Raw genomic sequence first — 21629 nt, forward strand, 5'->3', positions numbered from 1 at the left:
GGCCCGCGCCGGCGCCGTGCCCCTGCGGCAGACTGTCCAGCGCCCTCCGTACACGATTCGGGAGCTTGAGGCATGAGCGTGCAGCGGTATCCCCTGGCCGGGGTCACGGTGGTCAGTCTGGAGCAGGCCGTGGCCGCGCCCTACGCCACCCGGCAACTCGCCGACCTCGGTGCCCGGGTGATCAAGGTGGAGCGGCCGGGCGGCGGCGACTTCGCCCGCCGGTACGACACGACCGTGCACGGCCATTCCAGCTACTTCGTCTGGCTCAACCGTTCCAAGGAGTCGCTCACGCTGGACCTGAAGGACCCCCGCGGCCACGAGATCCTGCACGACCTCCTCGACGGCGCCGACGTCTTCGTGCAGAACCTCGCCCCGGGCGCCGCCGCCCGGCTCGGTCTGGACGCCGCCACCGTCACCGGCCGTCGCCCCAACCTGATCCCGTGCACGATATCCGGCTACGGCACCACCGGCCCCTGGGCCGACCGCAAGGCCTACGACCTGCTCGTGCAGTGCCAGACCGGGCTGGTGTCACTGACCGGAACCCCCGAGGGGACCGCCCGGACCGGGATCTCCGTGGCCGACATCGCCGCCGGGATGTACGCCTACAGCGGCATCCTCACCGCCCTGTACACCCGCGCCACCACCGGCGAGGCCCACCCCGTGGAGGTGTCCCTGTTCGAGGCGCTGGCGGAGTGGATGGGCCAGCCCGCCTACTACACCCGGCACGGCGGCACCCAGCCCCCGCGCCTGGGCACCCGGCACGCCACCATCGCGCCGTACGGGACGTACACCGCCGCCGACGGCAAGGAGGTGCTGTTCTCCATCCAGAACGAGCGGGAGTGGGCCGCCCTGTGCGCCGAGTTCCTCGGCCGGCCGGAGCTGGTCGACGATCCGCGCTTCGCCACCGGGTCCGACCGTGTCGCCCACCGGGACGAGCTCGACGTCGTCGTCGCCGAGCGGTTCGCCCGCTCCGGCTCCGACGAGATCCTCAAGGACCTGGAGCGCATCGGCATCGCCTGCGCGGGGGTCAACGACGTCGCCGCCTTCCTGGACCACCCCGTGCTGGCCGCCCGCGGCCGCTGGACCGAGGTGGGGGTGCCGGGCGCCACCGTGGAGGCGCTGCTCCCGCCCGCCGACCTCGTCGGCGTGCCCGCGCGCATGGACCCGGTTCCGGCGGTGGGCGAGCACACCGAGGCGATCCTCAGCGAACTCGGCCGCACCGCGGACGAGGTGGCCGCCCTGCGCGCGGACGGAGTCGTCTGACGGGCCCCGTCATGCGCGGGGTGCCTAGGAAGACTCGGGGGCCGGCTGTGCCGCCGCTTCGGCCGCCTGCTTCTTCGACGCCCGCAGGCTCGTGAACGTCGTCACCGCCAGGACCAGCACGATGAAGCCCAGCGAGAACGGGATGCCGATCTCGGGGACGTGGACGCCCGACTCGTGCAGGGCGTGCAGCACCAGCTTCACACCGATGAAGCCCAGGATGATCGACAGGCCGTAGGAGAGGTGGACCAGCTTCTTCAGCAGGCCGCCGATGAGGAAGTACAGCTGGCGCAGGCCCATCAGGGCGAAGGCGTTCGCGGTGAACACGATGTAGGGGTCCTGCGTCAGGCCGTAGATGGCCGGGATGGAGTCGAGGGCGAACAGGACGTCGGTGGAGCCGATCGCGAGCATCACGACCAGCATCGGGGTCATGATCCGCTTGCCGTTCTCGGTGATGAACAGCTTCGTGCCGTGATAGCGGTCGGCCACCCCGAAGCGCTGCTCCGCCATCTTCAGCAGCTTGTTCTCCTGGTACTCCTCCTCGTGGTCCTGGGTGCGGGCGTCCTGGACGAGCTTCCAGGCGGTCCAGATCAGGAACGCGCCGAAGAGGTAGAAGACCCAGGAGAAGGCGGAGATGATCGCCGCGCCGGCCGCGATGAACACGGCCCGCAGCACCAGGGCCATCAGGACGCCCACCATCAGGACCCGCTGCTGGTACTGCGTGGGCACCGCGAACTTCCCCATGATCAGGACGAAGACGAAGAGGTTGTCGACACTGAGCGACTTCTCGGTGATGTACCCGGCGAAGAACTCCCCCGTGGGACCACTCCCGCCGAAGAACCACAACCCCACGCCGAACAGCACGGCCAGGACGACCCACACCACCGTCCACGTCCCGGCTTCTCTGATGGACACGTCATGCGGCTTGCGGCCGACGAAGAAGTCGACGGCGACGAGCACGCACAGGGCCGCCACGGTCAGCAGCCACACGGACAGCGAGACGTTCACTGTTACTCCTGGTACAGGTGGGGGGAAGGACATCGTGGTCCGCGGTGGCCGGATTCCGCCACTCCTGCCAGGTGAACAATGGGTCAAAGCTGCACGTGGAGGGCTTCCAGAACGTCCTGGTCCGTCAGCTGGTCGAAGTTCTCGTACCACAGGCCCACGGCCATGAACGCGGCCGGCCGGTGCAGGCAGATCACCTCGTCGGCCTCCGCCCGCATCAGACCGGCCCCCTCCGGGGAGCACACGGGCGCGGCCAGCAGCACCCGTGCGGGCGCCTGACGGCGTACGAAGCGCAGCGCGGCGCGGGCCGTGGAGCCGGTCGCCAGGCCGTCGTCGACGACGATGACGGTCCGTCCGCGCAGGTCCGGGGCGGGCCGTCCCTGCCGGTACAGCCGCTCGCGGCGACGCAGTTCGGCGCGTTCCCGTTCGATGACGGGGGCCAGGGCTGCCTCGCTGATGCCGAGGTGGCGCAGGGCGTCCTCGTCCAGGAGCGGCACCTCGTCCCCGGCCATCGCGCCGACGCCGAGCTCCTCCTGGCGGGGCGCCCCGATCTTGCGTACGACGAGCACCTCGAGCGGGGCGCCCAGCGCGGCGGCGACCTCGCGCGCCACGGCGACACCACCGCGGGGCAGGGCGAGGACGAGGGGGTCGGGCAGGTCCCCCTCGCGCTGCCGGGTGCGCAGTGTTCCGGCCAGTTCCTCACCGGCCTGCCGGCGATCACGGAAGCGCATGACGGTCACCTCTGCTTCCCGCACGGAGAGGGCCCCCGGCCGGTCCGTCTCCCGCGTACCCCCGGGCCCGTGGGGCGAAGCACGCCCGACGGTCACCGGCCGTCGGCGGTCTGCACCTGCTCGCCGCACCACTGCCGGGCCGCCTCGGTGACCTGTCCGAGCGCGCCCGGTTCCTCGAACAGGTGGGTGGCGCCGGGCACCACGTGGAGGGTGTGCGGGCCGGGCAGCCGCCGGGCGGCCTCCTGGTTGAGCCGCAGCACGTGCGTGTCCCGGCCGCCCACGATCAGCAGCACCGGGGCCCGAACGGAGTCCAGGGCGTCGCCGGCCAGATCGGGGCGTCCGCCGCGCGAGACGACCGCCCGTACCCGGTCGGGGCGCTGCGCCGCGGCGACCAGGGCCGCACCCGCGCCGGTGCTGGCGCCGAACAGGACCACGGGCAGACCCGCGGTGGCGGGCTCCCGCGCCAGCCAGTCGAGGGAGTCCGTCAGCCGGCGACCCAACAGGGGGATGTCGAAGCGGAGTTCGGCGGTGGCGGCGTCCTGGCGTTCCTCCTCCTCGGTGAGCAGGTCGATCAGCAGGGTGCCGAGTCCGGCGGTGCGCAGACCGGCGGCGACCTCGCGGTTGCGGGGGCTGTGCCGGGAGCTGCCGCTGCCGTGCGCGAACAGCACGACCGCACGGGCGTCCTCCGGCACGGCCAGATCGCCGGTCAGTCCGACGCCACCCGCGGGCACGGTGACGGTCCGGGAGATCATCGTCAGCCTCCTCTCCCCCGCCTCCCGTGGTACCCGCCCCGGGAGGGACGTCCCATGGCGCGATCTGTGGGGTGCGTGTCGTTGACGCCGTGCCGGGGGCCGGTGGAGCGTGAGGTCGTGACCGATCGCCGTGTCGTCTTCGTCGTCTTCGACGGCTTCCAGCCGCTCGACCTCACCGGGCCGCACGAGGTGTTCCACAGCGCGGGCGAGTACGCCTGTGAGGTCGTGGCCACCCGGGCGGGGCCGGTCCGGTCGGTGAGCGGGCTGCTCGTGCACGCCGGGCACGGTGTGGCGGACCTCGACCCCGCCGGGACGGACACCCTCGTGGTGGTCGGGGGCCGGGGCGTCGACCGGGCGCGGGAGGACGAGGCACTGGTCGCCTGGGTCGCCGCCGCCGCGTCCGGTGCCCGGCGGGTGGCCTCGGTGTGCAGCGGGGTGTTCCTGCTGGCGGCCGCGGGGCTGCTGGAGGGGCGGCGGGTCACCACGCACTGGGCCCGCGAGGAGCAGTTGGCCCGGGAGCATCCCGCAGTGCGCGTGGACTGCGAGCCGATCTTCGTCCGGGACGGGCGGGTGTGGACGTCGGCCGGGGTGACGGCCGGGATGGATCTCGCGCTCGCCCTGGTGGAGGACGACCTGGGCCGGGACGTCGCGCACGAGGTGGCCCGTCGGCTGGTGCTGTTCCTGCGCCGCCCGGGGGGCCAGTCGCAGTTCAGTGTGGCGCTGTGGTCACGGCAGCCGGCGACGGACCCGGTGCGGGCCGCCGTCGTCGCGATCCACGCCGATCCGGGCGCCCGGCACGACATCGCCGGTCTCGCCGCGCACGCGGGGCTCAGCCCCCGCCACCTGCAGCGCCGTTTCACCGCCGAACTGGGCGTCCCGCCGGCGGCGTACGTCGAGCGGGTGCGTGTCGAGGCGGCGCAGCGCGCGCTCACGGACGGGGACGAGCCGGTCGAGACCATCGCCCGCCGCTACGGCTTCTCCACGGCCGAGACCCTGCGCCGTACGTTCCACCGCCGGCTCGGTGTCGCGCCGTCGGACTACCGCGCCAGGTTCCGCTCCACCGCGGGGTCCCTGGCAGATCCCGCAGAGGAAGGAAGAAGCGCATGACGACCTACGGCCTGCTGGTCTTCGAGGACGCCGAGGAGCTCGACTTCGTGGGGCCCTGGGAGGTGTTCACCGTCTCGGCCCGGCTCCGGGAGAGCGCCGACTCGGCCGTGCTCATCGCCGAGCACCCCGGGCCGGTGCGCTGCAACAAGGGCCTGCGTGTCCTGCCCGACCACACCCTCGACGACCATCCGCCGCTGGACGTGCTGCATGTACCGGGCGGACGCGGCGCGCGGGAGGTCCAGCCGCACAACCCGGTGGTCACCGGATGGATCGGGAAGACGGCGGAGCGGACCGCGTGGGTGCACGGCGTGTGCACCGGAACGTTCCTGCTGCACGCCGCCGGGCCCGCCCGCGGGCGTCGGGTGGCCACACACCGGAGCCACGAGGACACCTTGGAGGCGCGAGGGGACGTGACCGTCGTCCGGGACGCCCGCTATGTCGTGGACGGCAACCTGGTCACCAGCCAGGGTGTGTCGGCCGGTATCGACAGCGCGTTGTGGCTGGTCGGGAGGTTGCACGGGCGGGAGCACGCGCGGGATGTGCGGCGCTGCGTCCAGTACGACCCGGCGCCGCCGTACCTCGCGGACGAGCCCGTTTGATCGACACGGCGGGGCCGGGGCCGCATGGGTGGGCGAGCCTCGGGCAGGCGTTGTTCATGTGCGGTGACACGGGCGACGGCGGGCAAGGGCGGCAGCCGGGCGAGTGCGGGCACCGGGTGGTGCCGCATCCAGGCGATATCCGGATCGAGGCGTGGGCGTCGTGCCGGGAGCATTGTCTGGCGGAGGCCGTCCTGGCGATGGTGGAGTGTTTCGCGGACGTCTCCGGGGTGCGGGCCACCGCCGTGGACCGGGTGCGGCTGCCCGAGGCCAGCGACGACGACCTGCTCGCCTCGCTGCTGGACGAGATCATCTTCCGGCTGGAGGTGTACGGCCAGGTGCCCGTGGACGTGGAGGCGGACGAGGCCGATGGCGGCCTGGACGTACGCCTGGCGGTCACCGGTATCGCGGACGTGGAGATCACGGGGGCGGTTCCGACGGCGGTGGTGTGGAACCGGCTGCGCATCGGACCGGATCCGTTCGGGTGGTCGTGTGCGGTGACGGTCGACGCCTGACCTCGGCGGCGGGGCACGTCTGTGGCGGCGAGCTGATCGTCGCGGTGCCGGACGTCGAGGGCGTGAGGTGGCAGAGACGGGGCGTCAGCCCGCCCAGGCCACCAGCCGTTCGCGGTTGCCCGGCTCCCGTAGCCGGGCGAGCGACTCCTTCTCGAGCTGGCGTACCCGCTCGCGGGTCAGACCGACGCGCCGCGCGACCTCGTTCTGGGTGCGGGTGTGTCCGTCGTGCAACCCGTAGCGCAGGCTGAGGATCATGGCCTCCCGGGGCGCGAGCGTGCCGACGGCCTCGCGGAGTTCCTCGGCGAGCGCCCGGAACTCGGCCACCTCCGGGGCCCGGAGCACCTCGGTGTCGGCGATGAGGTCGCCGACGACGGTCTCGCCCCTGTCGTCCACCGGCGTGTCCAGGCTGACGGCGTCCCGTCCGACATGGCGCAGCCAGCCGATCCTGTCCTCGGCGAGGCCGCTCTCCCGGGCCACCTCCTCGGCGGTCGGCTCCCGTTCCAGGTCGAGTCGCAGCCGCCGCTCGACCTTGGCGATCTTCTGCAGCTGTTCCACGACGTGCATCGGCAGCCGCACGGAGCGCGCGTGCGCGGCCAGGCCCCGTTCGATCGCCTGGCGGATCCACCAGGTCGCGTACGTGGAGAACTTGAAGCCCTTGGTGTGGTCGAACTTCTCCACGGCCCGGATCAGCCCCAGGTTGCCCTCCTGGATGACGTCCAGCAGGGGCAGACCGCGGTGGGCGTGCCGCTTGGCCATCGACACGACGAGCCGGAGATTGGCGCGGACCATGTGGTCCTTGGCAGCCAGCCCGTCGCGGAGGGCGCCCTCCAGTTCCCGGCGCCGCTTCGCCGTGAGGCCGTGTTCACCGGCGTCGGCCAGGTCCAGCTCCTCCAGCGCCCGCACGCCGGCCTCCATCCGCCGGGCCAGCCGTACCTCGTCCTCGGCGGTGAGCAGCGGGGTCGCCGAGATCTGTGCGAGGTACTGGCCGAGGAGGTCCGGTTCCTCGTCGGGCTCGGGGATGCGGCTGCGCAGCCGCGCGGTGCGGGCGGGGGCGCGGCGGTCCTCCCGGACCTCGTCCGCGGGGTCTTCTGCCAGGGGGGACATCGTCGGGTTCCTCACTCCCCCGCCTCGTTCGGCTCGCCCTGCCGGGTACCCGGGGGATCGGGTGCCGAACCGTGTGGCCCGGGACCCCCGGGGGTACCCCGGGCGACATGACCGGCATCGAACTCAGCAGCGACGCGTTCAACGACCACTCCTTCATCGCGCGCCGGTACTCCTACGAGGGACCGAACATCTCTCCGCCGCTGACCTGGAGCGGTGTACCGGACGACGCGGCCGAACTGGTCCTGCTGTGCGAGGATCCCGACGCCCCGTCGGGGACCTTCGCGCACTGGGTCGTGGTCGGCATCGACCCGCACAGCGACGGCGTCGAGGCCGGGCAGAGCCCGCCGGGCGGTACGGAACTCATCAACGGCTACGGGCAGCACGGCTGGGGCGGCCCGCATCCGCCGCCGGGTGACGACGCCCACCACTACTTCTTCCGGCTCTACGCCCTGTCCGAACCGTGTGTCCTGCCCGACGCCCCGCGCGCGGACCAGGTGCACGAGGAGGTCGAGAGGCGCCGCCTCGCGGACGGGACACTGGTGGGGCTGTACCAGCGCTGAGCCCCCGCGCGTCCTCACAGCGTCACAACGGTCGGTTGTGGCGCGGGCTGCGGGTGGTTGTTTGCCCGGCCTCCCCGCTTCTCGCTTGGATGGCTCCCGGACAACATCGGGTTGTCCGGGAGAGCGGGGAGTGCGCCGGATATGGCGGGCAGACGGTCGCTGGGGCGACGGTTCGGGTGGCTGTGGGGCGCGTACGCGGTCAGCACGGCCGGCACATGGCTCGCGTTCGACGCGTTCGCCCTGATCGCGGTCCTGGCGCTGGACGCCGGGCCCACGCAGGTGTCGCTGCTGGCCGCGGTGGGACCGGCGGTCGGCGCGGCGGTGTCGGTGCCGCTCGGGCCGTGGGTGGAGATCCGCCGCAAACGGCCGGTGATGATCGCGGCGGACCTGATCCGGTGCGGGATGCTGCTGAGCGTCCCCGTGGCGTTCGCCGCCGGCCGGCTGGGCTTCGGCCAGCTACTGCTGGTGTCGGTGGCCGTGGCGGCGGCCGACATCACCTTCAACGCGGCGGCGGGGGCGTTCCTCAAGGACCTGCTGCCGCGGCGGGACCTGCTCGTCGCGAACGGACGCTTCGAGGCGACGACCTGGACCGCCAGCATGATCGGCCCGCCGCTGGGAGGGGCCGCGATCGGCCTGTTCGGCCCGGTGACGACGGTGGTGGCCGACGCCGTGAGCTACCTGCTCTCGGCAATCGGCATCCGGGCCATGGGCGACGCCGAGAAACACCCGGTACGGCCGCACCCGGCGGTGCCCCGGGCCGGTGACCTGCTCGACGGCTGGCGCCACATCCTGGCCGACCCGGCCCTGCGCCCGTTGTTCCTCAACTCGCTCCTGGTGAACTCCCTGATCATGGCGGCGTCGCCACCGCTGCTGATCCTGATGGTCGACGACCTGCACTTCGCGCCGTGGCAGTACGCCCTCGCCTTCGCGGTGCCCTGCACCGGCGGCCTGCTCGGCTCCCGCCTGGCTCCGCGCCTCGTCGCGCGCCACGGCCGGCACCGCGTCCTGCTCACCGCGGGGGCGCTCCGGGCCTGCTGGCCGATCGGCCTGGCCTTCACCGGCCCCGGGGCGCCCGGCCTGGCCCTGATCATGCTGGTCGAGTTCGGCCTGATCACCTGCTGCGGCGTGTTCAACCCGGTCCTCGCCACCCACCGCCTCGACCGCACCCCCAGGGACCGGGTCACCCGCACCCTGGCCGCCTGGTCGGCCACCGGCAAGGCCACCACCGCCGCGACGACCGCCTTGTGGGGGGTGCTGGCCGCCCGGACCGGTCCCCGGACGGCCCTCGCACTGGCCGGTGCCCTGCTGCTCGCCACGCCGTTGCTGCTCCCGCGCCGGGAGCACGCCACGGGGGCCGGCTCCGAACCGGCCCCCGTGACAGTGGACTCGGAGGGCGGCTGACCGGCCCGGGGCCGGTTCAGACCGCCCCGGGCACGTCCTCCGTGACCCCGTTCAGCTCCGAGGCCGGATCCGTGCCGTACGGGCGGGTGAGTATCTCCATGCCGTGGCCCGCCGGGTCCAGGAAGTAGACGCCCCGGCCGCCGTCGTTGCGGTTGATACGGCGGGGGTGGTTGCCGTGCGGGTCGGCCTGGATGGGGACGCGGGCCGTCACGAGGCGGGCCAGGGCCTCGTCGAACTCGTCCTCGGAGACGAGGAACGCGTAGTGCTGCATGGGAATGTCGGCGTCGATGGTGAGGAAGTCCAGCGTGACGCCGTTGTCGGTCGTCACCGGCAGGAACACCCCGGTCGGTGCACCGACCTCCAGTCCCAGGATGTCTGCGAGGAAATGAGCGGACTTCTCCCGGTCACGGGACAGGACGATGGTGTGGTTGAACTCGACTGACACGGTTGAATGCCTCCACGGGCATCTCCGCGGCGCCTCCATGCCTCACCCGGCCGGTGACCGGCACGCGATGCCGCGCGGTGGATCGTAGACAGCGGTGGCGGAGGGCGTCGAGCGGTTTTCGGCCGTGTTGGGGGTCCGCCGGCGTCCGGGCCTGCTGACCCCGTTCCCCGTGGGGACGCCGAAGGGGCGGACCGGAGATCCGGCCGCCCCCGTTGCGCGTGTGGTGCGCGGCTCAGTACCAGCCGGTGTTCACCAGGTCGTGGCCGTCGCACGCGAGCAGGGCGCGCGAGACGCGGCCGTTGAGGTTGTTGCCCATCTGCGTGTAGGCGTAGTTGATGCCGGAGTCGACGGTCTCGGAGACCCAGCCGTCGACCCGGCCCGCGCCGTTGTCGGAACGCTGCAGTACGGCCGCGCATCCGGGCCGGGAGTTCTCGATCCGGGCGAACGAGCCGCACTTGTCGGAGTAGAAGTACTTCAGGGCCATGCCTTCGGCGTACAGGGTGGGCCCGATCTGCCGGAAGGTGCCCGTGCAGAACGAGGTGGTGGGGTACTGCCCCTCCATGCCGTAGGCCCCGTAGTTGCCGCCCGAGTACGGCTGGGCCTGGGCGGAGGTCGGAAGGAGCGCCATCACCGCGGCGGCGCCCCCCGCGGCCAGCAGTGTCCTGAGTGATCGGCGGCTCATGAGCCCTCTTTCGTGTGTCGGCGGTTGATCCGGGCGTGCGCGGCGACCGGCCCCCGGCCGGCCGTCGCTCGCTTGCCGTGACCGTACGAGGCGTCACCGCACCGCCGACACCTGACACTTATCAGGGTCGAATCCGCAGGTCACCCCGCTCCGCCCGAGCCCTGACATTCGTCAGGACCGTGGCCCCGCCCGAGCTCCTATCGTGGCGCCGCGGGCCGAGGTCCCGTAGGACAACCCGGGTGATCCAGGAAGGGCAACCATGCGCATGCTCCTGCGCGGCGCGGCCGCGCTCGCGGCCGTCGTCACGGTCGCGTCACTCACGAGCGGTGCGGCGGCGCAACCCCGGACGGGCAGGCCCGCCGGTACCGTCCAGACCTCCGCGACCGCCCAGATCCCGCCCGGCGTCACCGCCGGCGTGGCCGTCTTCGACCGCGAGACCGGCACGTTCACCGAACAGATCAACGACAGCGCGCAGTTCCGTTCCGCCTCGGTCGTCAAGCTCCTGCTGACCCTGGACTTCCTGTGGGACCGCGGGCCCGACTACACCATCCCCCCGGCCGACCGGGCCCGGCTGGAACCGATGCTGCGCGGCAGCGACGACGACGCCGCGAACCACTACTGGTCGACGTACGGCGGCCCGGCGATCATCAAGCGGATGCTCGACCGGCCGGCGCTCGGTCTGCGTGACACGGCGCCACCACCCGCCGGGTACGCGGGCTTCTGGGGCTACACCGCCATTTCGGCCCGGGACACGGTGGCGGTCTACCGGTACATCCTGGACAAGGCGCCCGCACCCGTCCGCACCTTCATCATGGACAACCTGCGCCGCTCCACCCGCTGCTCGACCACCGACCACTTCGACCAGCACTTCGGTGTCGCGGGGTCCTTCGACCGGCCCTGGGCGGTGAAGCAGGGCTGGTCCGGCCAGTTCGGGAAGGGCACGTGCGGCTCTCAGGCAACGTCCTCGGCAGCGCGGACGGAAGCCGCCCCCGCTCCCCGCGCCGACGCGGCCGTGGACCTCACGCACCCCGCACTGCACACCACCGGCACGGTGGGTGCCACCGACCGTGCGATCGTGGCCGTGCTGTCGCTGCACCCGGACGGCACGTCGTACGGCAAGGCGTACACCGACCTCGGCCGGCTGACCCGTTCGCTGAACGTGCCGGGGGCCAAGCGGCCCGCCGGAACCTGGTTCGGCACCTGGGGCGAGTCCGTGAACGTCCGCAAGGGGCCGTCCACGGGCGGTGACCCGATGACACGGCTCCCGGCCGGCGTCGAGGTCCTGGTGGGCTGCCAGACCCGGGGCGAGGTGGTCAATGTGCCGCCGTACACCAACGAGTGGTGGGCCTATCTGCCCCAGTACGAGGGCTACATCTCCAACATCTACATCAGCTCGCCGGACAACCGGCTGCCGAACGTCCCGGAGTGCGGCCAGCCGCTGCCGTGACGGGAACGGGGGACGAGCGGTGGGCGGGGCTGCGGCCCCGTCCACCGCTCGCGTTCGTGCGGCTCAGCGCTGGTACTCGGCGAGGTAGCGCATCACCTTGTCCACGTGCGGCCGTACCCGCTCCGGGACGCCGCGCTCCTCGATGACCGTGCGGTCGCTGGTGCGGTAGCCGGCCGCGACGAGCGCGGGCAGGTCCTTCTTCGGCAGCCCGGCCTGCTTGAAGCGCTGGTCGAGCCAGCACACGTACAGGCTCATGGTGGAGATGGCGTCCGGCGGCGACATGTGGTCCTTGTCGCCGTCTCCGTCCCCGTCCACGGCCCAGGCGCGGAACACCGACGGTGTCCACATGGCGATGCCGTACTCCTCGCTCTCCGGGCGGGAGGCGTTCGCGTCGAAGTTGCTCTCCGCCTTGACCAGCGCGGCGAGCAGGGCGGGGGTGATCTCCTCGTCGGTGCAGCGGTGCGCCGCGCGGGCGATGACGGGACGCAGCTCCTCGGGCACGTCGGAGTCCTCGGGGATCTCGCCGGCCGGCGGGACCGACGTGGGCGTACCGGTGACGGCGGGGGTGTCGCGGTCTTCGTCCTGGGTGCCGCCTCCGCCGCCCCCGAGCAGGGCCGCCCCGGCGACCGCGGCGGCGGTCAGGACGACGAGTCCGGCCGCGGCTGCGGGCACCAGGCGTCTTCGGCGGCGGTGCGGGCCGCCGGTGATGGCCTCGACCCGGGCGGCGACACCGGCGGCCGTGTGCGGGAGGCGGGCGGCGTGGTCCGGGGCCAGGCAGTCGGCGATCAGCCGGCGCATGTCCTCGTCGAGTCCGGCGTCGAGGCGCAGGGACGCGGTGCCGCGGGCGTAGGTCTGGGCGGCGAGCGAGCGGGCCCGGGCCGTCGCGCCGGGGAAGGGGTGCAGTCCGCCGGTGAGCACCTGGTGGGCGAGGACGCCGAAGGCCCAGATGTCGGCGGTGGGCCGGACGACGGCGCCCTGGGTGCCGGTGCGCTGCGACCACCACTCGGGCGGCAGATGGTCGAGGGTGCCCAGCGGCGGCAAGTGGGCGTGGGTTCCGTCGAGTTCGGTGGCGAGACCGAAGTCGGCCAGCCACACCTGACCGCCGGGGCCCAGCAGGACGTTGGCGGGCTTGAGGTCGCCGTGCACCCAGCCGGCGTCGTGCATGTGGGCGAGTCCGGCGGCGACGCCGCGCAGGACGCGGTCGGCGTCCGCGATCGGCCCGCCCGTCTCCGCGGCGTCCAGTACGTCCTTCAGGCTGGCCTCGGCCCGGTCCATGACCAGCGCGATCGCGCCGTCCAGGGCGGGCAGTCCGGGTGCCTCGACGGTGCACACGGCGTGGGTGCGGACGAGGTGGGGATGGTCGGCCTCGGCGCTGAAGCGGACCTCGCGGGCCACGAGTTCCCCGAGTGCGGCGCGTTGTCCGGGGCCCAGGGCGCCGGTCGGCAGCACCTTCACCGCCGCGGGCGTGCCGTCGTCGGCCCTGCGGGCCTCGTAGACGGTGCCCCAGCCGCCGGAGCCGATGACCGGGCCCAGTTCCCATCCCTCGACGCGGAACCCCTCCGGGAGGCCGGGTGGGCGGGGTGCTTCCAGTTCGTCGTCCCGTTCGCCGGGCGTCGTCATGCGCCTGCCTCCTGCGGGTCGGTGAGGCGGGCGGCGCCGCGGGGCGGCAGCAGGCCGAGGTGCTCCTCGCGGACCAGGCCGAAGCGCAGGGCGACGGAGGCGAGCCGGGTGCGCTTGGCGCCGGTGCGCCCGCCGTCGGCGGCGGCCGTGGCCTCCTCGCCGAGGTCCAGGCGCAGTTTGGCGAAGGCGAGGTAGTCGATGTGGTAGTTGACCGCGGAGCGGGTGAGGTCCCGGCAGGACTCCAGCGGCCGGAGCCGCTCGACGATCTGCCCGACGCCGGGCAGTGCCGAGTCGGAGGGGTCACGCAGCCGGGGTTCGCACAGGGCCACCAGGACGAGGAAGTACTTCGACGTCGGGTCCAGCGCGAAGGGGTGGACGGTCTGTTCGCCGCCGCCCGGCACGGACTGCTCGCCGAGATAGGCGTGCTGGGGCGCGAACACCTTGAACGTGGCGGTGCCGGACAGGGCGGGCAGCACCACGCGGGAGAACTCGAAGGGCACGGGCGCCCCGAGCCGCCCCGGCGCGACGGTGAGGTACTCGCCGGCCCCCTCCAGGTTCTCCACCACGTACGAGACGCTGCGGCTGAAGTTGGACAGCCGCCAGTAGTCCCCGGCCGCTTCCAGTTGCCCGGCCCGGCGGGAGATCCCCGGGTCGGTCAGGACGATGCGGACGCCCGCCCCGCCGCGCCCGAAATCCGCGATGTCCCCCGGCCCCAGGTGGATCAGTTCGGGACTGCCCGTCTCGTCCGCGCCCCACTGGGCGGTACCGGGCAATTGCACGATGATCGTTTCCACGCGGACTCCCCCGCTGCTGTCGCCCCCGATTTGGTCGCGAGGATTGTACGGTCGGCTTCCGCTTCCCGCGGAGCCGGCGGGGCCGCCTCAGCGGGCCGTTTCCGGGCGTCGCGCGACGAACACGAACTCCCGGCCCGGCCGGTCCGGTGCGTCCCGTACGCCCTCCACCACGCAAGCCTGCGCGACGAGTTCCGTCTCGACCTTCCGCCGCTCGCGAAAGCGCGGTGTCGAGACCGGCGTCAGGGTCCGCCCGTCCGCGGCGAACCCATAGGTCCACCGGAACGTCACCAGCGGTCCGCTCACGTCGAATCGGCCCAGGAGGACTCGACGACGCCGACGCCGGCTACCTCTGTCACGCCGTACGCGGCCTCGCGGTTCCACTCCTCCCTGGCGCGGCGGGCCGGTCTCCGCGAGACATGCGCAGGTACGGGTCGAGATCGCGACGGCCGGGGTCGAGAGCGTCATACACCGCGGCGAGCCGCGGATGCCGGAAGCACTCCTCGGTCATGCGCCCGAAGGTACGGAGGGCGGCTGCGTGCGGCCACCGTTCCTCAGTGGCCGCACCTCGTCAGCCGAGGCAGATGACGAGCAGGCAGAGCTCCTTGGACTGGGAGCCGGAGGGAGGCGTGTCGGGCTGGGTGGTCGACGCGGGCGGGGGTGTCGAGGGGGACGTCGGCTGCTGGACGTCCTGATCGGACCCGGCGGCCGGCGGCGTCGGCTCGGTGACCGTCGAACCGGAGGAACCGGAGGTACCCGCGCCGCCGGTGACGGTGTCGACGGTGTCCGGGACGGTCCTGCGCTGCGGCGAGGTCGTCAGCGGGAGTTCACGGGGCGCGGCGGCCGCGTCCGTGTGGGTGTCCGACGGGGTGGCGAGGGGGTCGGCGGCGGCCCGGGACCGCTGGTGGCGCGAGGCGCGGTCGGTGTCCCGCGCGGTGGCGGGCGAGGAGCGCGGGCCGTCCTGCCGGCTCGACGTCGGTTCGGTGTACGTGGGCGCCTCCCCGGCGGCGCCGCCCATGGTCGTGTCCTCCGGCGTCGTGGCCGCCTGCACGCCGGGCTTGGCGTTCCCGTTCATCGCGGCGACGGTCAGACCGCCTCCGACGAGCGCGACCGCCGTCGCCACCACGGCCCGGCGCTGGTTCTTCTTCCAGCGGGCCATCTGACGACGCCGCGCCGCCCGCCCCTCCGGCCGGGCCTCATAGCCCTCGGTCGTGCCGGTGTCCGGGTCGTCGTACCCCTCCGGCGCGCCGGGGCCGGTGCTCTCCTGCGGAAGGGCGGGAGTCTCGTCCCACACGGTCCCGTCGTGCCAGGTGCCGGTGGCGGCCGGGTACTCCCAGGCGGCCGTTCCACCGGTGGTCATGGCGGGCACGGGGGCCGGGCCGGAGCGGCCGCCCGCGGCGGAGGGGTCGATGTCGGGGGCGTAGGCGCCGCACCCCGGGCAGACCAAGGCGCCGTTGAGGTGCCGACGGCACGAGGAGCAGTAGTCCATGTGTGGTTTTCCCGATCTGGCTGTTCCGGCGGCTCGCCGGCCGCGGCCTGGTCACGTTCGCACGTGGGATCGAGCCGTAACGCTAACGAGACTTTGAAAGGGCGGTGTGCAGTCTGTGTGACACCCCTGCACAGATCCTCTGGATCTCGCGTGTGCCATCAGTGACGCGTGAGTAAACGGGGCGGCGTCCGGGAAAGCTCGGCCACCGCGCAGGGGACGCCGCCTCCGCATGCGCTCATCTCAACTCCCTTAATTCTCCCGCGAACTGACGCACAACCCTTTGGGCACCCCGCGGGTCACACCATGCAGGAGCAACCACCTCGAAGAGTTGCATGGGGGAAATATGCGATTCACCCGTTCCATCCTGGCCGCGTCCGCCGTGGCGGCCCTGTCCGTCGGCACCATGACCGCCCTGGCGTCGCCGGCCTCGGCCGCGCCCAACACCACCCCGCAGAAGGTCTGTGGAAGTGGCTACAAGACGGTCAACTCGGCGGCCGTCGGCTCGCTGGGGACCGTCTACCTGACCTACAACGCCTCCAACGGCCGGAACTGCGTCACGACCATCCGCAACAACCCGGGCACGGCCGTGGCCATGTCCGCCTGGGTCTCCGTTCCGGACACCGAGGAAAGCGACTACGACGAGGGCCTCTTCACGTCGTACGCCGGACCCACCTACGCCTACGGCAAGGGCCACTGCGTGGACTGGGGCGGCAGCATCGCCAACACGTACGTGCAGGTGTACGGCTCCAACTGCGGCTCCCTGAAGGAGCACCGGGTCACCTTCACCCGCTGACCCCCTCCGGCCGGGCCCCACGGGCGACCGTGGTGGCCCGGCTTCTCCGTGCCGCCCCTACGCCCAGGCCGTCACCGGCACGAACGAGCTGTCCTGCCGGAACAGATCCGTTCCGTCGGAGCGCTCCACGCGCAGCTGGTAGGCGTAGTGGCGCAGGTAGTACCCCGGGTAGTTGTACGACTCGAAGCGGACCGAGCCCGAGGACGCGCCGGCGCGGAGGACGAACGTGGCGTCCCTGGCGAAGGTGCTCGTGCCGTCGTTCGGGTCGAACCGGGCCCGGAAGTCCCAGTGGCGCAGGTAGTTGCCGGCCGCGTCCCGGAAGGAGTAGCCACTGCCGTCGGCGAGGCCGGCGACGACCGTGAAGGTGGCGGCCCGCTTCTCGGCGGTGCTGCTGGAGGCGCTGACCACGGGCAGGTTGAGCAGGGAGGACTGCTGCTCCCAATAGCGGGTCGTGTAGTTGGCCGAGCGGAAGGAACGCGTGGTGTTCCGGGCCAGAGCCGGGCCGCCCGCGACCGTCTCCTTGACGACGGTGAAGTGCCGCGCCGTACCGGAGATCGCGGGCAGTGCGGCCGGGGCCGACCAGGTGGCGAAGGTGTCGTAGCTGTCGCTGTAGTAGTAGTTCCCGTCGCCGTAGCCGTCGAAGAAGATCCGCCAGCCGCCGTTGTCGAGCTGCACCAGCGCCGGGCCCTCGCGGTAGCTCCCCCAGCCCGCCCAGTCGCCGGTCCGGCGGATCGTGTACGGACCGGTGAGGTTCGAGGCGGTGGCGTACTCGATGTACTTCGTCGTCTCGTTCTTCGGGAAGGCGTGGTAGGTGGAGCCGATCTTCACGATGAACGTGTCGATGTGGTTGGCACCGATTCCGGAGAGGGCGACCGGGGAACTCCACGCCGTGAGAGCCGAGTTGGTGGCTCTCAGCAGGTACGGCGTGAAGATCCACTCGTCGTTCGCGGTGGAGCAGGACACGATGACGCTCACGCTGCCGTCGCTGTCGACGAACCACTCGGGCGCCCAGGCGCGGGAGAGGTTGGCGACGGGGACGGTGTAGTCGTACAGGAACGTCCAGTTGACGCGGTCGGAGCTGCGGGCGAAGCCGATGGTCGTGCTGGGGTCCTGCCAGGTGTGCGTGGTGTAGGTGACGTAGTAGAAGCCGTCGGTGTGCCTGATGACGCTCGCGTCACGGATCCGGTTCGCCGGCGGGGTGTACGCGGAGGAGCGCAGCAGCCGGAAGTCGGTGGCGTCGTCCGACTGGTAGACGTTGACCGTGCCGTCGTCGCTGTTGAGGAACGGCACGATCGTGTAGCGGGTGGCCGAGCCGCTCGGGGGTGCGGCGGCCAGGGCGCTGCCGAGCAGTCCGGGGGTTTCGCCGAGCAGGGCCGCCGAGGCGGGCAGGGCGGCCAGGGCACGCAGCAGCGTGCGGCGGGACGGGGCAGCGGGGTGTGGAGTCACGGGCGGCTCTCCCTAGGACACCGAATTCGATATAGCGAACAGGGTTCGGCTACTCGATCAGAAGTGAGGGCTCAGAACGTAAGGGCGAAGCGGAGGGGCGTCAATGGTTTGAACAGGGGACGATGTGCCCAGTGAGGAAGATGTGGCCCGTGGGTGAACCTTCACTCCCGCCGCCGGCATTCCACCACCGGCCACCGGACGTTACCGTTCGGTAGACAAGCCGCTTCCGGAGGTGTCCGTATGACGCTCGACCGTTGCGAAGGGCTGGCGGAGACCGCCCGTGCGCTGGCTGCCGGGGAGGTGACGTCGCGGGCGCTGGTCGAGCGGACGCTGGCGCGGATCGAGGCGACACAGTCCGGCCTCAACGCCTTCCGGATCGTCCGGACCGAGGCCGCGCTCGCCGAGGCCGACGCCGCCGACCGGGAGCTTGCCGCGGACCGGGACGCGGCCTCGCACAGCGCGCACAAGCCGCTGCTCGGCGTTCCCGTCGCGGTGAAGGACGACATGGACGTGGCCGGCGAACCGACCGCGTTCGGCTGCTGCGGTGAGTTCCCGCCGGTCGCCGAGGACGGCGAGGCGGTCCGGCGACTGCGCGCGGCCGGAGCCGTGATCATCGGCAAGACCAACACCTGCGAGTTCGGGCAGTGGCCCTTCACCGAGGGGCCGGCCTTCGGCGCCACCCGCAACCCGTGGAGCACGGACCACACACCCGGCGGTTCCTCGGGCGGCTCGGCCGCCGCGGTCGCCGCCGGGCTCGTGCCCGCCGCACTCGGCTCGGACGGTGCCGGCTCCGTGCGGATCCCGGCCGCCTGGACCCATCTGGTCGGCATCAAGCCGCAGCGCGGCCGTGTCTCGACCTGGCCCCGCGGCGAGTCCTTCCAGGGCATCACCGTCAACGGCACCCTGGCCCGCTCGGTCGCCGACGCGGCCCTGCTGCTGGACGCGGCGAGCGGCAACCACGCGCAGGACCCTCACCAGCCCCCGGCCCTGGACGTGTCCCGGGCCGTCGGCCGCGATCCCGGGCGGCTGCGCATCGCGCTCTCGCTCAAACCGCCCTTCACGGCGGTGCCCGCCCGACTCCTGCCCGAGGTGCGCGCCCGGGTGGTCGACCTGGCCGAGCGGCTGGCCGCGGCGGGCCACTTCGTCGAGGAGGCGGACCCGCCGTACGGGCAGATCGGGCTGACCTTCGTACCGCGCGCCACAGCCGGGATCGCCGAGCGCGTGGGCGAGGCGCCCTTCCCTGCGCTGCTGGACCGGCGCACCCGGGACGCGGCGAGGCTGGGCCGGCTGCTCGGCGGGGCCCCGCTGCGGGCGGCCCGGCGTGCGGAGACCGTGCTGCACCGGCGGATCGGCGCCTTCTTCACCTCGTACGACGTGGTCCTCGCGCCCACGACCGCCGCTCCCCCGCCCCGGATCGGCGCCCTGCTCGAACTCAACGGGTTCGCCACCGACCGGGCGATGATCGCGGCCTGCCCGTACGCCTGGCCGTGGAACGTGCTGGGCTGGCCCGGCGTCAACGTGCCCGCCGGTTTCACACCGGACGGCCTGCCGGTCGGCGCGCAGTTGCTGGGCCCGGCCAACAGTGAGCCCCTGCTCGTGCAGGTGGCCGCGCAACTGGAGGCGGAGCTGCGCTGGGCGGAGAAGTGGCCGTCACCACCGGTCACGGCGCGTTCCGCTGCCGCCTGAGCGACCGCAGGGTGTCCTCTCGGCGGACGCGTCGCTGGTCGGGCTCATGGGCCGGGTCACCGGAACGGCCGGGCCCGGCCCGGTCGGTGAGGTGAGCGTCCGGGTGCGCGGCGGAGCCGAGCGCTTCCTCGCCCACCCCGCCTCCGCGGTCGACCGCATCGAGACGGGCACGGTCGTGACGATGGTTGAGCACCTCCCGCCGAGAACCGTCCACGTCACGCCGGCGTACGACAGCCCAGCCCACTGCGACGCGGGTGAGAGCCGTGGGTGTCACGCTCCGGCCAAGGATGCGCCGGTGTCCGTACCCGGGCTCCGCACCGGAGCACACTCCCCTTCGTTCGGCGCCGAGAGGGCACCATGCGAAGGGAGCGCATGCCGATGGCCGTCGGCGTCGTTGCGGGGGTGGCGGTTGCCGCCGTCCTCGTTCTGATCGGCCCGTTCAAGCTGGTCGGGTCCTCGATCCCGTGGATCTGCAGCGAGGCCGCCGCCGGCCAGCAACTCGCCGCGAACGGGCCGGAGATCGTGAAGGCGGGCGCGTCCGCCTTCGACAACGTCGACGACATGGTGCCGCCGGACGGCGCCGACGGCATCGCGGACCTGTTCGCCGAGGCGCTCACCGTGAGGGGCACGGGGCTGGGCCCCGCCCGCCGGCTGCGCGCCTCGACGGACCGGACCGGGCAGGCACCGCAGGACACCTCCGCCCTCAACGGGCAGGCGCGGAAGGTGCCGACGGGCGACAGGTGCCCCGTCGGGCGTGATCACGGGGGCAGCCTCTAGGGTGCCCCCGTGACCGCGTACACCGATGAGAACGTCCCGGGCCGTCACGGCCCCTCCGCCACCGTCCAGGCCGACCCGCGCCAGGTGGGCCGGGTGCGGACGGAGTACTCCCCCGCGCACGACGGCGACCCGGACCCCGGGGAGATCGTCTGGACGTGGGTGCCCTACGAGGAGAACGACGGCCGCGGCAAGGACCGTCCGGTGCTCGTGGTCGCCCGCGAGCCGGGCGGTACGTTCCTGGCCGTGCAGTTGTCGAGCAAGCGGCACGACGGCGACCGCGAGTGGGTGCCGATCGGCGGCGGGCCGTGGGACCGGACGGGCCGGGACTCGTGGGTCGACGTGGACCGCGTGCTGCGTCTGCACGAGGACGGCATGCGCCGGGAGGCCTGTGCCTTGGACCGGATGCGCTTCAACCTGGTCAGGCGCCGCCTGCAGGAGCGCTACGGCTGGAGCTGAACGCCTGCTCGAAGGCTCCCAGGACCGCACGGTCCCGCGTCCGGTCCAGGATCCCGAACACCACATGCTCGAAAGTCCGCGCGAACCGGCCGCCGGGCTCCAGCAGCGCCCGGAACGCCTGTGCCACCTGCGCGGGGTCGTTGCGGAACACCCCGCAGCCCCAGGCGCCCAGGACGAGCCCGCGGTACCCGTGGGCCGCGGCCGTCTCCAGGACGCGCTCGGCGCGCACCGCGAGGGCCCGCGGCAGTTCGGCGGCCCGTTCGGGCGCCGTGCGCAGCACCACGCCCGCGTTGGGCGCGGGAGAGGTCAGGAAGCCGGCGGTGTACGGCTCGGCCAGCAGGCCGCCACGGTCGTCGCGGAACACGGGCACGGCCGGTGAGTGGATGACACGGTCCGTGTAGAACGGGTCGCGGTGGGCCCGGTGATGGTCGTAGAAGGCGCGGGCCTGAAGGAGGCAGGTGTGGAGCGCGGAGGCCCGGCACAGGGCCTCCTCCTGGGCCTGGGCACCGTTCAGATAGCCGCCGCCGGGATTCCGGGCCGAGGCGAAGTTCAGCACCGCCACGCGCCCGCCGAGCCGGCGGGCGGCCTCCAGGCTGCTCTCGCCCGTGACCTCCACCCGCGTCTTGAGCGTCCCCGTCACCCGATCGGCGGGCACGGGCACCGGTTCCGGTCCGTACAGGCGCGTGCCCTCGCGTGCCGCCCGCAGCTCCGCCGCGATGGAGACCTCGCGCCCGTCCGGGGCGCGGTAGGACCCGGCCGCGACGATCTGTTCGGTCTGCTGGGCGATACCGCGCAGGCGCGCGCTCACGGCGCGACCCCCGTACGCGCTGTGACCGCGCGCCACGCGGCCCTTCTTGTCGTGCTCACGCAGGCATGGTGGGCGATGTGCGATCTCCGGCGCAACGGAGTTTTCGCCGTCGGAGAAACGCGGGGGAAATCGCCGGGAAACGCCGGGCCGGACCGTAT

Annotated in this window: 22 protein-coding genes and 2 pseudogenes; 12 read left to right on the top strand and 12 right to left on the bottom strand. The window is 72.8% G+C overall.

Annotated elements, in window-relative coordinates; translation table 11 throughout:
- The first annotated feature begins 72 nt into the window (after positions 1-72).
- The gene (locus ACFY9E_RS01125) at positions 73-1263 is read left to right on the top strand and encodes a CoA transferase (RefSeq protein WP_390978108.1); all 1191 of its coding nucleotides are present in this window, start codon (positions 73-75) and stop codon (positions 1261-1263) included.
- A 24-nt stretch (positions 1264-1287) separates the two neighbouring features.
- Here ACFY9E_RS01125 and ACFY9E_RS01130 read toward each other — a convergent pair whose 3' ends face one another.
- From ACFY9E_RS01130 to ACFY9E_RS01140, 3 genes are all read right to left on the bottom strand, one after another.
- The gene (locus ACFY9E_RS01130; protein WP_390978109.1) at positions 1288-2268 is read right to left on the bottom strand and encodes a TerC/Alx family metal homeostasis membrane protein; all 981 of its coding nucleotides are present in this window, start codon (positions 2266-2268) and stop codon (positions 1288-1290) included.
- 83 nt (positions 2269-2351) lie between these two features.
- Complete coding sequence (locus ACFY9E_RS01135; protein WP_390978111.1) at positions 2352-2996, bottom strand: phosphoribosyltransferase family protein; 645 nt, start codon at positions 2994-2996, stop codon at positions 2352-2354.
- A 92-nt stretch (positions 2997-3088) separates the two neighbouring features.
- Positions 3089-3748 (bottom strand): alpha/beta family hydrolase, encoded by a 660-nt coding sequence (locus tag ACFY9E_RS01140; RefSeq protein ID WP_390978113.1) that lies wholly within the window; start codon positions 3746-3748, stop codon positions 3089-3091.
- Positions 3749-3865: 117 nt separating this feature from the next.
- Here ACFY9E_RS01140 and ACFY9E_RS01145 point away from each other — a divergent pair, with 117 nt between their 5' ends.
- Genes ACFY9E_RS01145 through ACFY9E_RS01155 form a run of 3 tightly spaced genes read left to right on the top strand, consistent with a single transcriptional unit; the run spans position 3866 to position 5966 of the window.
- Positions 3866-4855 carry a DJ-1/PfpI family protein gene (locus tag ACFY9E_RS01145; protein ID WP_390978115.1) on the top strand — a complete coding sequence of 330 codons (990 nt, stop codon included), beginning with the start codon at positions 3866-3868 and terminating at the stop codon, positions 4853-4855.
- The gene (locus ACFY9E_RS01150; RefSeq protein ID WP_390978117.1) at positions 4852-5454 is read left to right on the top strand and encodes a DJ-1/PfpI family protein; all 603 of its coding nucleotides are present in this window, start codon (positions 4852-4854) and stop codon (positions 5452-5454) included. The genes ACFY9E_RS01145 and ACFY9E_RS01150 overlap by 4 nt, the downstream gene beginning before the upstream one ends.
- 56 nt (positions 5455-5510) lie before the next feature.
- On the top strand, positions 5511-5966 hold the full coding sequence (locus tag ACFY9E_RS01155) for an archease (RefSeq protein ID WP_390978119.1): 456 nt from the start codon (positions 5511-5513) through the stop codon (positions 5964-5966).
- A gap of 84 nt (positions 5967-6050) precedes the next feature.
- Here ACFY9E_RS01155 and ACFY9E_RS01160 read toward each other — a convergent pair whose 3' ends face one another.
- Positions 6051-7070, bottom strand: a complete 1020-nt coding sequence (locus ACFY9E_RS01160; protein ID WP_390978121.1) for a sigma-70 family RNA polymerase sigma factor — start codon at positions 7068-7070, stop codon at positions 6051-6053.
- 107 nt (positions 7071-7177) lie between these two features.
- Between ACFY9E_RS01160 and ACFY9E_RS01165 the strand changes: the two genes are divergently transcribed.
- Together ACFY9E_RS01165 and ACFY9E_RS01170 are read left to right on the top strand one after the other, a co-directional pair.
- Positions 7178-7630 (top strand): YbhB/YbcL family Raf kinase inhibitor-like protein, encoded by a 453-nt coding sequence (locus ACFY9E_RS01165; protein WP_390978123.1) that lies wholly within the window; start codon positions 7178-7180, stop codon positions 7628-7630.
- Between the two features lie 141 nt (positions 7631-7771).
- Positions 7772-9031 carry an MFS transporter gene (locus ACFY9E_RS01170; protein ID WP_390978125.1) on the top strand — a complete coding sequence of 420 codons (1260 nt, stop codon included), beginning with the start codon at positions 7772-7774 and terminating at the stop codon, positions 9029-9031.
- A gap of 16 nt (positions 9032-9047) precedes the next feature.
- Here the strand turns inward: ACFY9E_RS01170 and ACFY9E_RS01175 are convergent, their stop codons facing one another.
- The gene (locus tag ACFY9E_RS01175; RefSeq protein WP_390978127.1) at positions 9048-9476 is read right to left on the bottom strand and encodes a VOC family protein; all 429 of its coding nucleotides are present in this window, start codon (positions 9474-9476) and stop codon (positions 9048-9050) included.
- A 232-nt stretch (positions 9477-9708) separates the two neighbouring features.
- Positions 9709-10158: a hypothetical protein gene (locus ACFY9E_RS01180; protein ID WP_390978129.1), complete on the bottom strand. Its 450-nt coding sequence runs from the start codon at positions 10156-10158 to the stop codon at positions 9709-9711.
- A gap of 259 nt (positions 10159-10417) precedes the next feature.
- Between ACFY9E_RS01180 and ACFY9E_RS01185 the strand changes: the two genes are divergently transcribed.
- Positions 10418-11605, top strand: coding sequence for a hypothetical protein (locus ACFY9E_RS01185; RefSeq protein WP_390978131.1), 1188 nt, complete (start codon positions 10418-10420; stop codon positions 11603-11605).
- Positions 11606-11668: 63 nt separating this feature from the next.
- On the opposite strand, the gene ACFY9E_RS01190 is transcribed toward ACFY9E_RS01185, so the two are convergent.
- From ACFY9E_RS01190 to ACFY9E_RS01205, 4 genes and pseudogenes are all read right to left on the bottom strand, one after another.
- A complete protein-coding gene (locus ACFY9E_RS01190) occupies positions 11669-13225 on the bottom strand; it encodes a protein kinase (protein ID WP_390978133.1) in 1557 nt (518 codons plus the stop codon).
- Positions 13222-14019, bottom strand: a complete 798-nt coding sequence (locus tag ACFY9E_RS01195; RefSeq protein ID WP_390978135.1) for a serine/threonine protein kinase — start codon at positions 14017-14019, stop codon at positions 13222-13224. Before ACFY9E_RS01195 ends, ACFY9E_RS01190 begins: the two co-directional genes overlap by 4 nt.
- An 87-nt stretch (positions 14020-14106) precedes the next feature.
- Positions 14107-14432: pseudogene (locus ACFY9E_RS01200) on the bottom strand (SAM-dependent methyltransferase); the annotation flags it as partial.
- Between the two features lie 155 nt (positions 14433-14587).
- Positions 14588-15505, bottom strand: coding sequence for a hypothetical protein (locus tag ACFY9E_RS01205; RefSeq protein WP_390978137.1), 918 nt, complete (start codon positions 15503-15505; stop codon positions 14588-14590).
- Positions 15506-15848: 343 nt separating this feature from the next.
- Here ACFY9E_RS01205 and ACFY9E_RS01210 point away from each other — a divergent pair, with 343 nt between their 5' ends.
- On the top strand, positions 15849-16298 hold the full coding sequence (locus ACFY9E_RS01210) for a spore-associated protein (RefSeq protein WP_390978139.1): 450 nt from the start codon (positions 15849-15851) through the stop codon (positions 16296-16298).
- 57 nt (positions 16299-16355) lie between these two features.
- Here ACFY9E_RS01210 and ACFY9E_RS01215 read toward each other — a convergent pair whose 3' ends face one another.
- The gene (locus ACFY9E_RS01215) at positions 16356-17744 is read right to left on the bottom strand and encodes an AbfB domain-containing protein (protein WP_390978141.1); all 1389 of its coding nucleotides are present in this window, start codon (positions 17742-17744) and stop codon (positions 16356-16358) included.
- A 240-nt stretch (positions 17745-17984) separates the two neighbouring features.
- Between ACFY9E_RS01215 and ACFY9E_RS01220 the strand changes: the two genes are divergently transcribed.
- From ACFY9E_RS01220 to ACFY9E_RS01235, 4 genes and pseudogenes are all read left to right on the top strand, one after another.
- Positions 17985-19430, top strand: a complete 1446-nt coding sequence (locus ACFY9E_RS01220; RefSeq protein ID WP_390978142.1) for an amidase — start codon at positions 17985-17987, stop codon at positions 19428-19430.
- A gap of 46 nt (positions 19431-19476) precedes the next feature.
- A pseudogene (locus tag ACFY9E_RS01225) lies at positions 19477-19665 on the top strand (hypothetical protein); the annotation flags it as partial.
- A gap of 137 nt (positions 19666-19802) precedes the next feature.
- Positions 19803-20207 (top strand): hypothetical protein, encoded by a 405-nt coding sequence (locus tag ACFY9E_RS01230; RefSeq protein ID WP_390980337.1) that lies wholly within the window; start codon positions 19803-19805, stop codon positions 20205-20207.
- 9 nt (positions 20208-20216) lie between these two features.
- Positions 20217-20663: a type II toxin-antitoxin system PemK/MazF family toxin gene (locus ACFY9E_RS01235; protein WP_390978144.1), complete on the top strand. Its 447-nt coding sequence runs from the start codon at positions 20217-20219 to the stop codon at positions 20661-20663.
- On the opposite strand, the gene ACFY9E_RS01240 is transcribed toward ACFY9E_RS01235, so the two are convergent.
- Positions 20626-21471: a TIGR02452 family protein gene (locus ACFY9E_RS01240; RefSeq protein WP_390978147.1), complete on the bottom strand. Its 846-nt coding sequence runs from the start codon at positions 21469-21471 to the stop codon at positions 20626-20628. The genes ACFY9E_RS01235 and ACFY9E_RS01240 overlap by 38 nt on opposite strands.
- Positions 21472-21629: the final 158 nt, after the last annotated feature.

Source organism: Streptomyces sp. NPDC012466 (assembly GCF_042955215.1).
GTDB lineage: Bacteria > Actinomycetota > Actinomycetes > Streptomycetales > Streptomycetaceae > Streptomyces.

Coding starts and splice junctions, on each gene's coding strand:
- ACFY9E_RS01190 (WP_390978133.1), bottom strand. CDS start 13,225: ATGACGACGCCCGGCGAACGGGACGACGAACTGGAAGCACCCCGCCCA.
- ACFY9E_RS01170 (WP_390978125.1), top strand. CDS start 7,772: ATGGCGGGCAGACGGTCGCTGGGGCGACGGTTCGGGTGGCTGTGGGGC.
- ACFY9E_RS01185 (WP_390978131.1), top strand. CDS start 10,418: ATGCGCATGCTCCTGCGCGGCGCGGCCGCGCTCGCGGCCGTCGTCACG.
- ACFY9E_RS01155 (WP_390978119.1), top strand. CDS start 5,511: ATGTGCGGTGACACGGGCGACGGCGGGCAAGGGCGGCAGCCGGGCGAG.
- ACFY9E_RS01205 (WP_390978137.1), bottom strand. CDS start 15,505: ATGGACTACTGCTCCTCGTGCCGTCGGCACCTCAACGGCGCCTTGGTC.
- ACFY9E_RS01210 (WP_390978139.1), top strand. CDS start 15,849: ATGCGATTCACCCGTTCCATCCTGGCCGCGTCCGCCGTGGCGGCCCTG.
- ACFY9E_RS01180 (WP_390978129.1), bottom strand. CDS start 10,158: ATGAGCCGCCGATCACTCAGGACACTGCTGGCCGCGGGGGGCGCCGCC.
- ACFY9E_RS01230 (WP_390980337.1), top strand. CDS start 19,803: ATGCCGATGGCCGTCGGCGTCGTTGCGGGGGTGGCGGTTGCCGCCGTC.
- ACFY9E_RS01150 (WP_390978117.1), top strand. CDS start 4,852: ATGACGACCTACGGCCTGCTGGTCTTCGAGGACGCCGAGGAGCTCGAC.
- ACFY9E_RS01125 (WP_390978108.1), top strand. CDS start 73: ATGAGCGTGCAGCGGTATCCCCTGGCCGGGGTCACGGTGGTCAGTCTG.
- ACFY9E_RS01135 (WP_390978111.1), bottom strand. CDS start 2,996: ATGCGCTTCCGTGATCGCCGGCAGGCCGGTGAGGAACTGGCCGGAACA.
- ACFY9E_RS01220 (WP_390978142.1), top strand. CDS start 17,985: ATGACGCTCGACCGTTGCGAAGGGCTGGCGGAGACCGCCCGTGCGCTG.
- ACFY9E_RS01140 (WP_390978113.1), bottom strand. CDS start 3,748: ATGATCTCCCGGACCGTCACCGTGCCCGCGGGTGGCGTCGGACTGACC.
- ACFY9E_RS01160 (WP_390978121.1), bottom strand. CDS start 7,070: ATGTCCCCCCTGGCAGAAGACCCCGCGGACGAGGTCCGGGAGGACCGC.
- ACFY9E_RS01165 (WP_390978123.1), top strand. CDS start 7,178: ATGACCGGCATCGAACTCAGCAGCGACGCGTTCAACGACCACTCCTTC.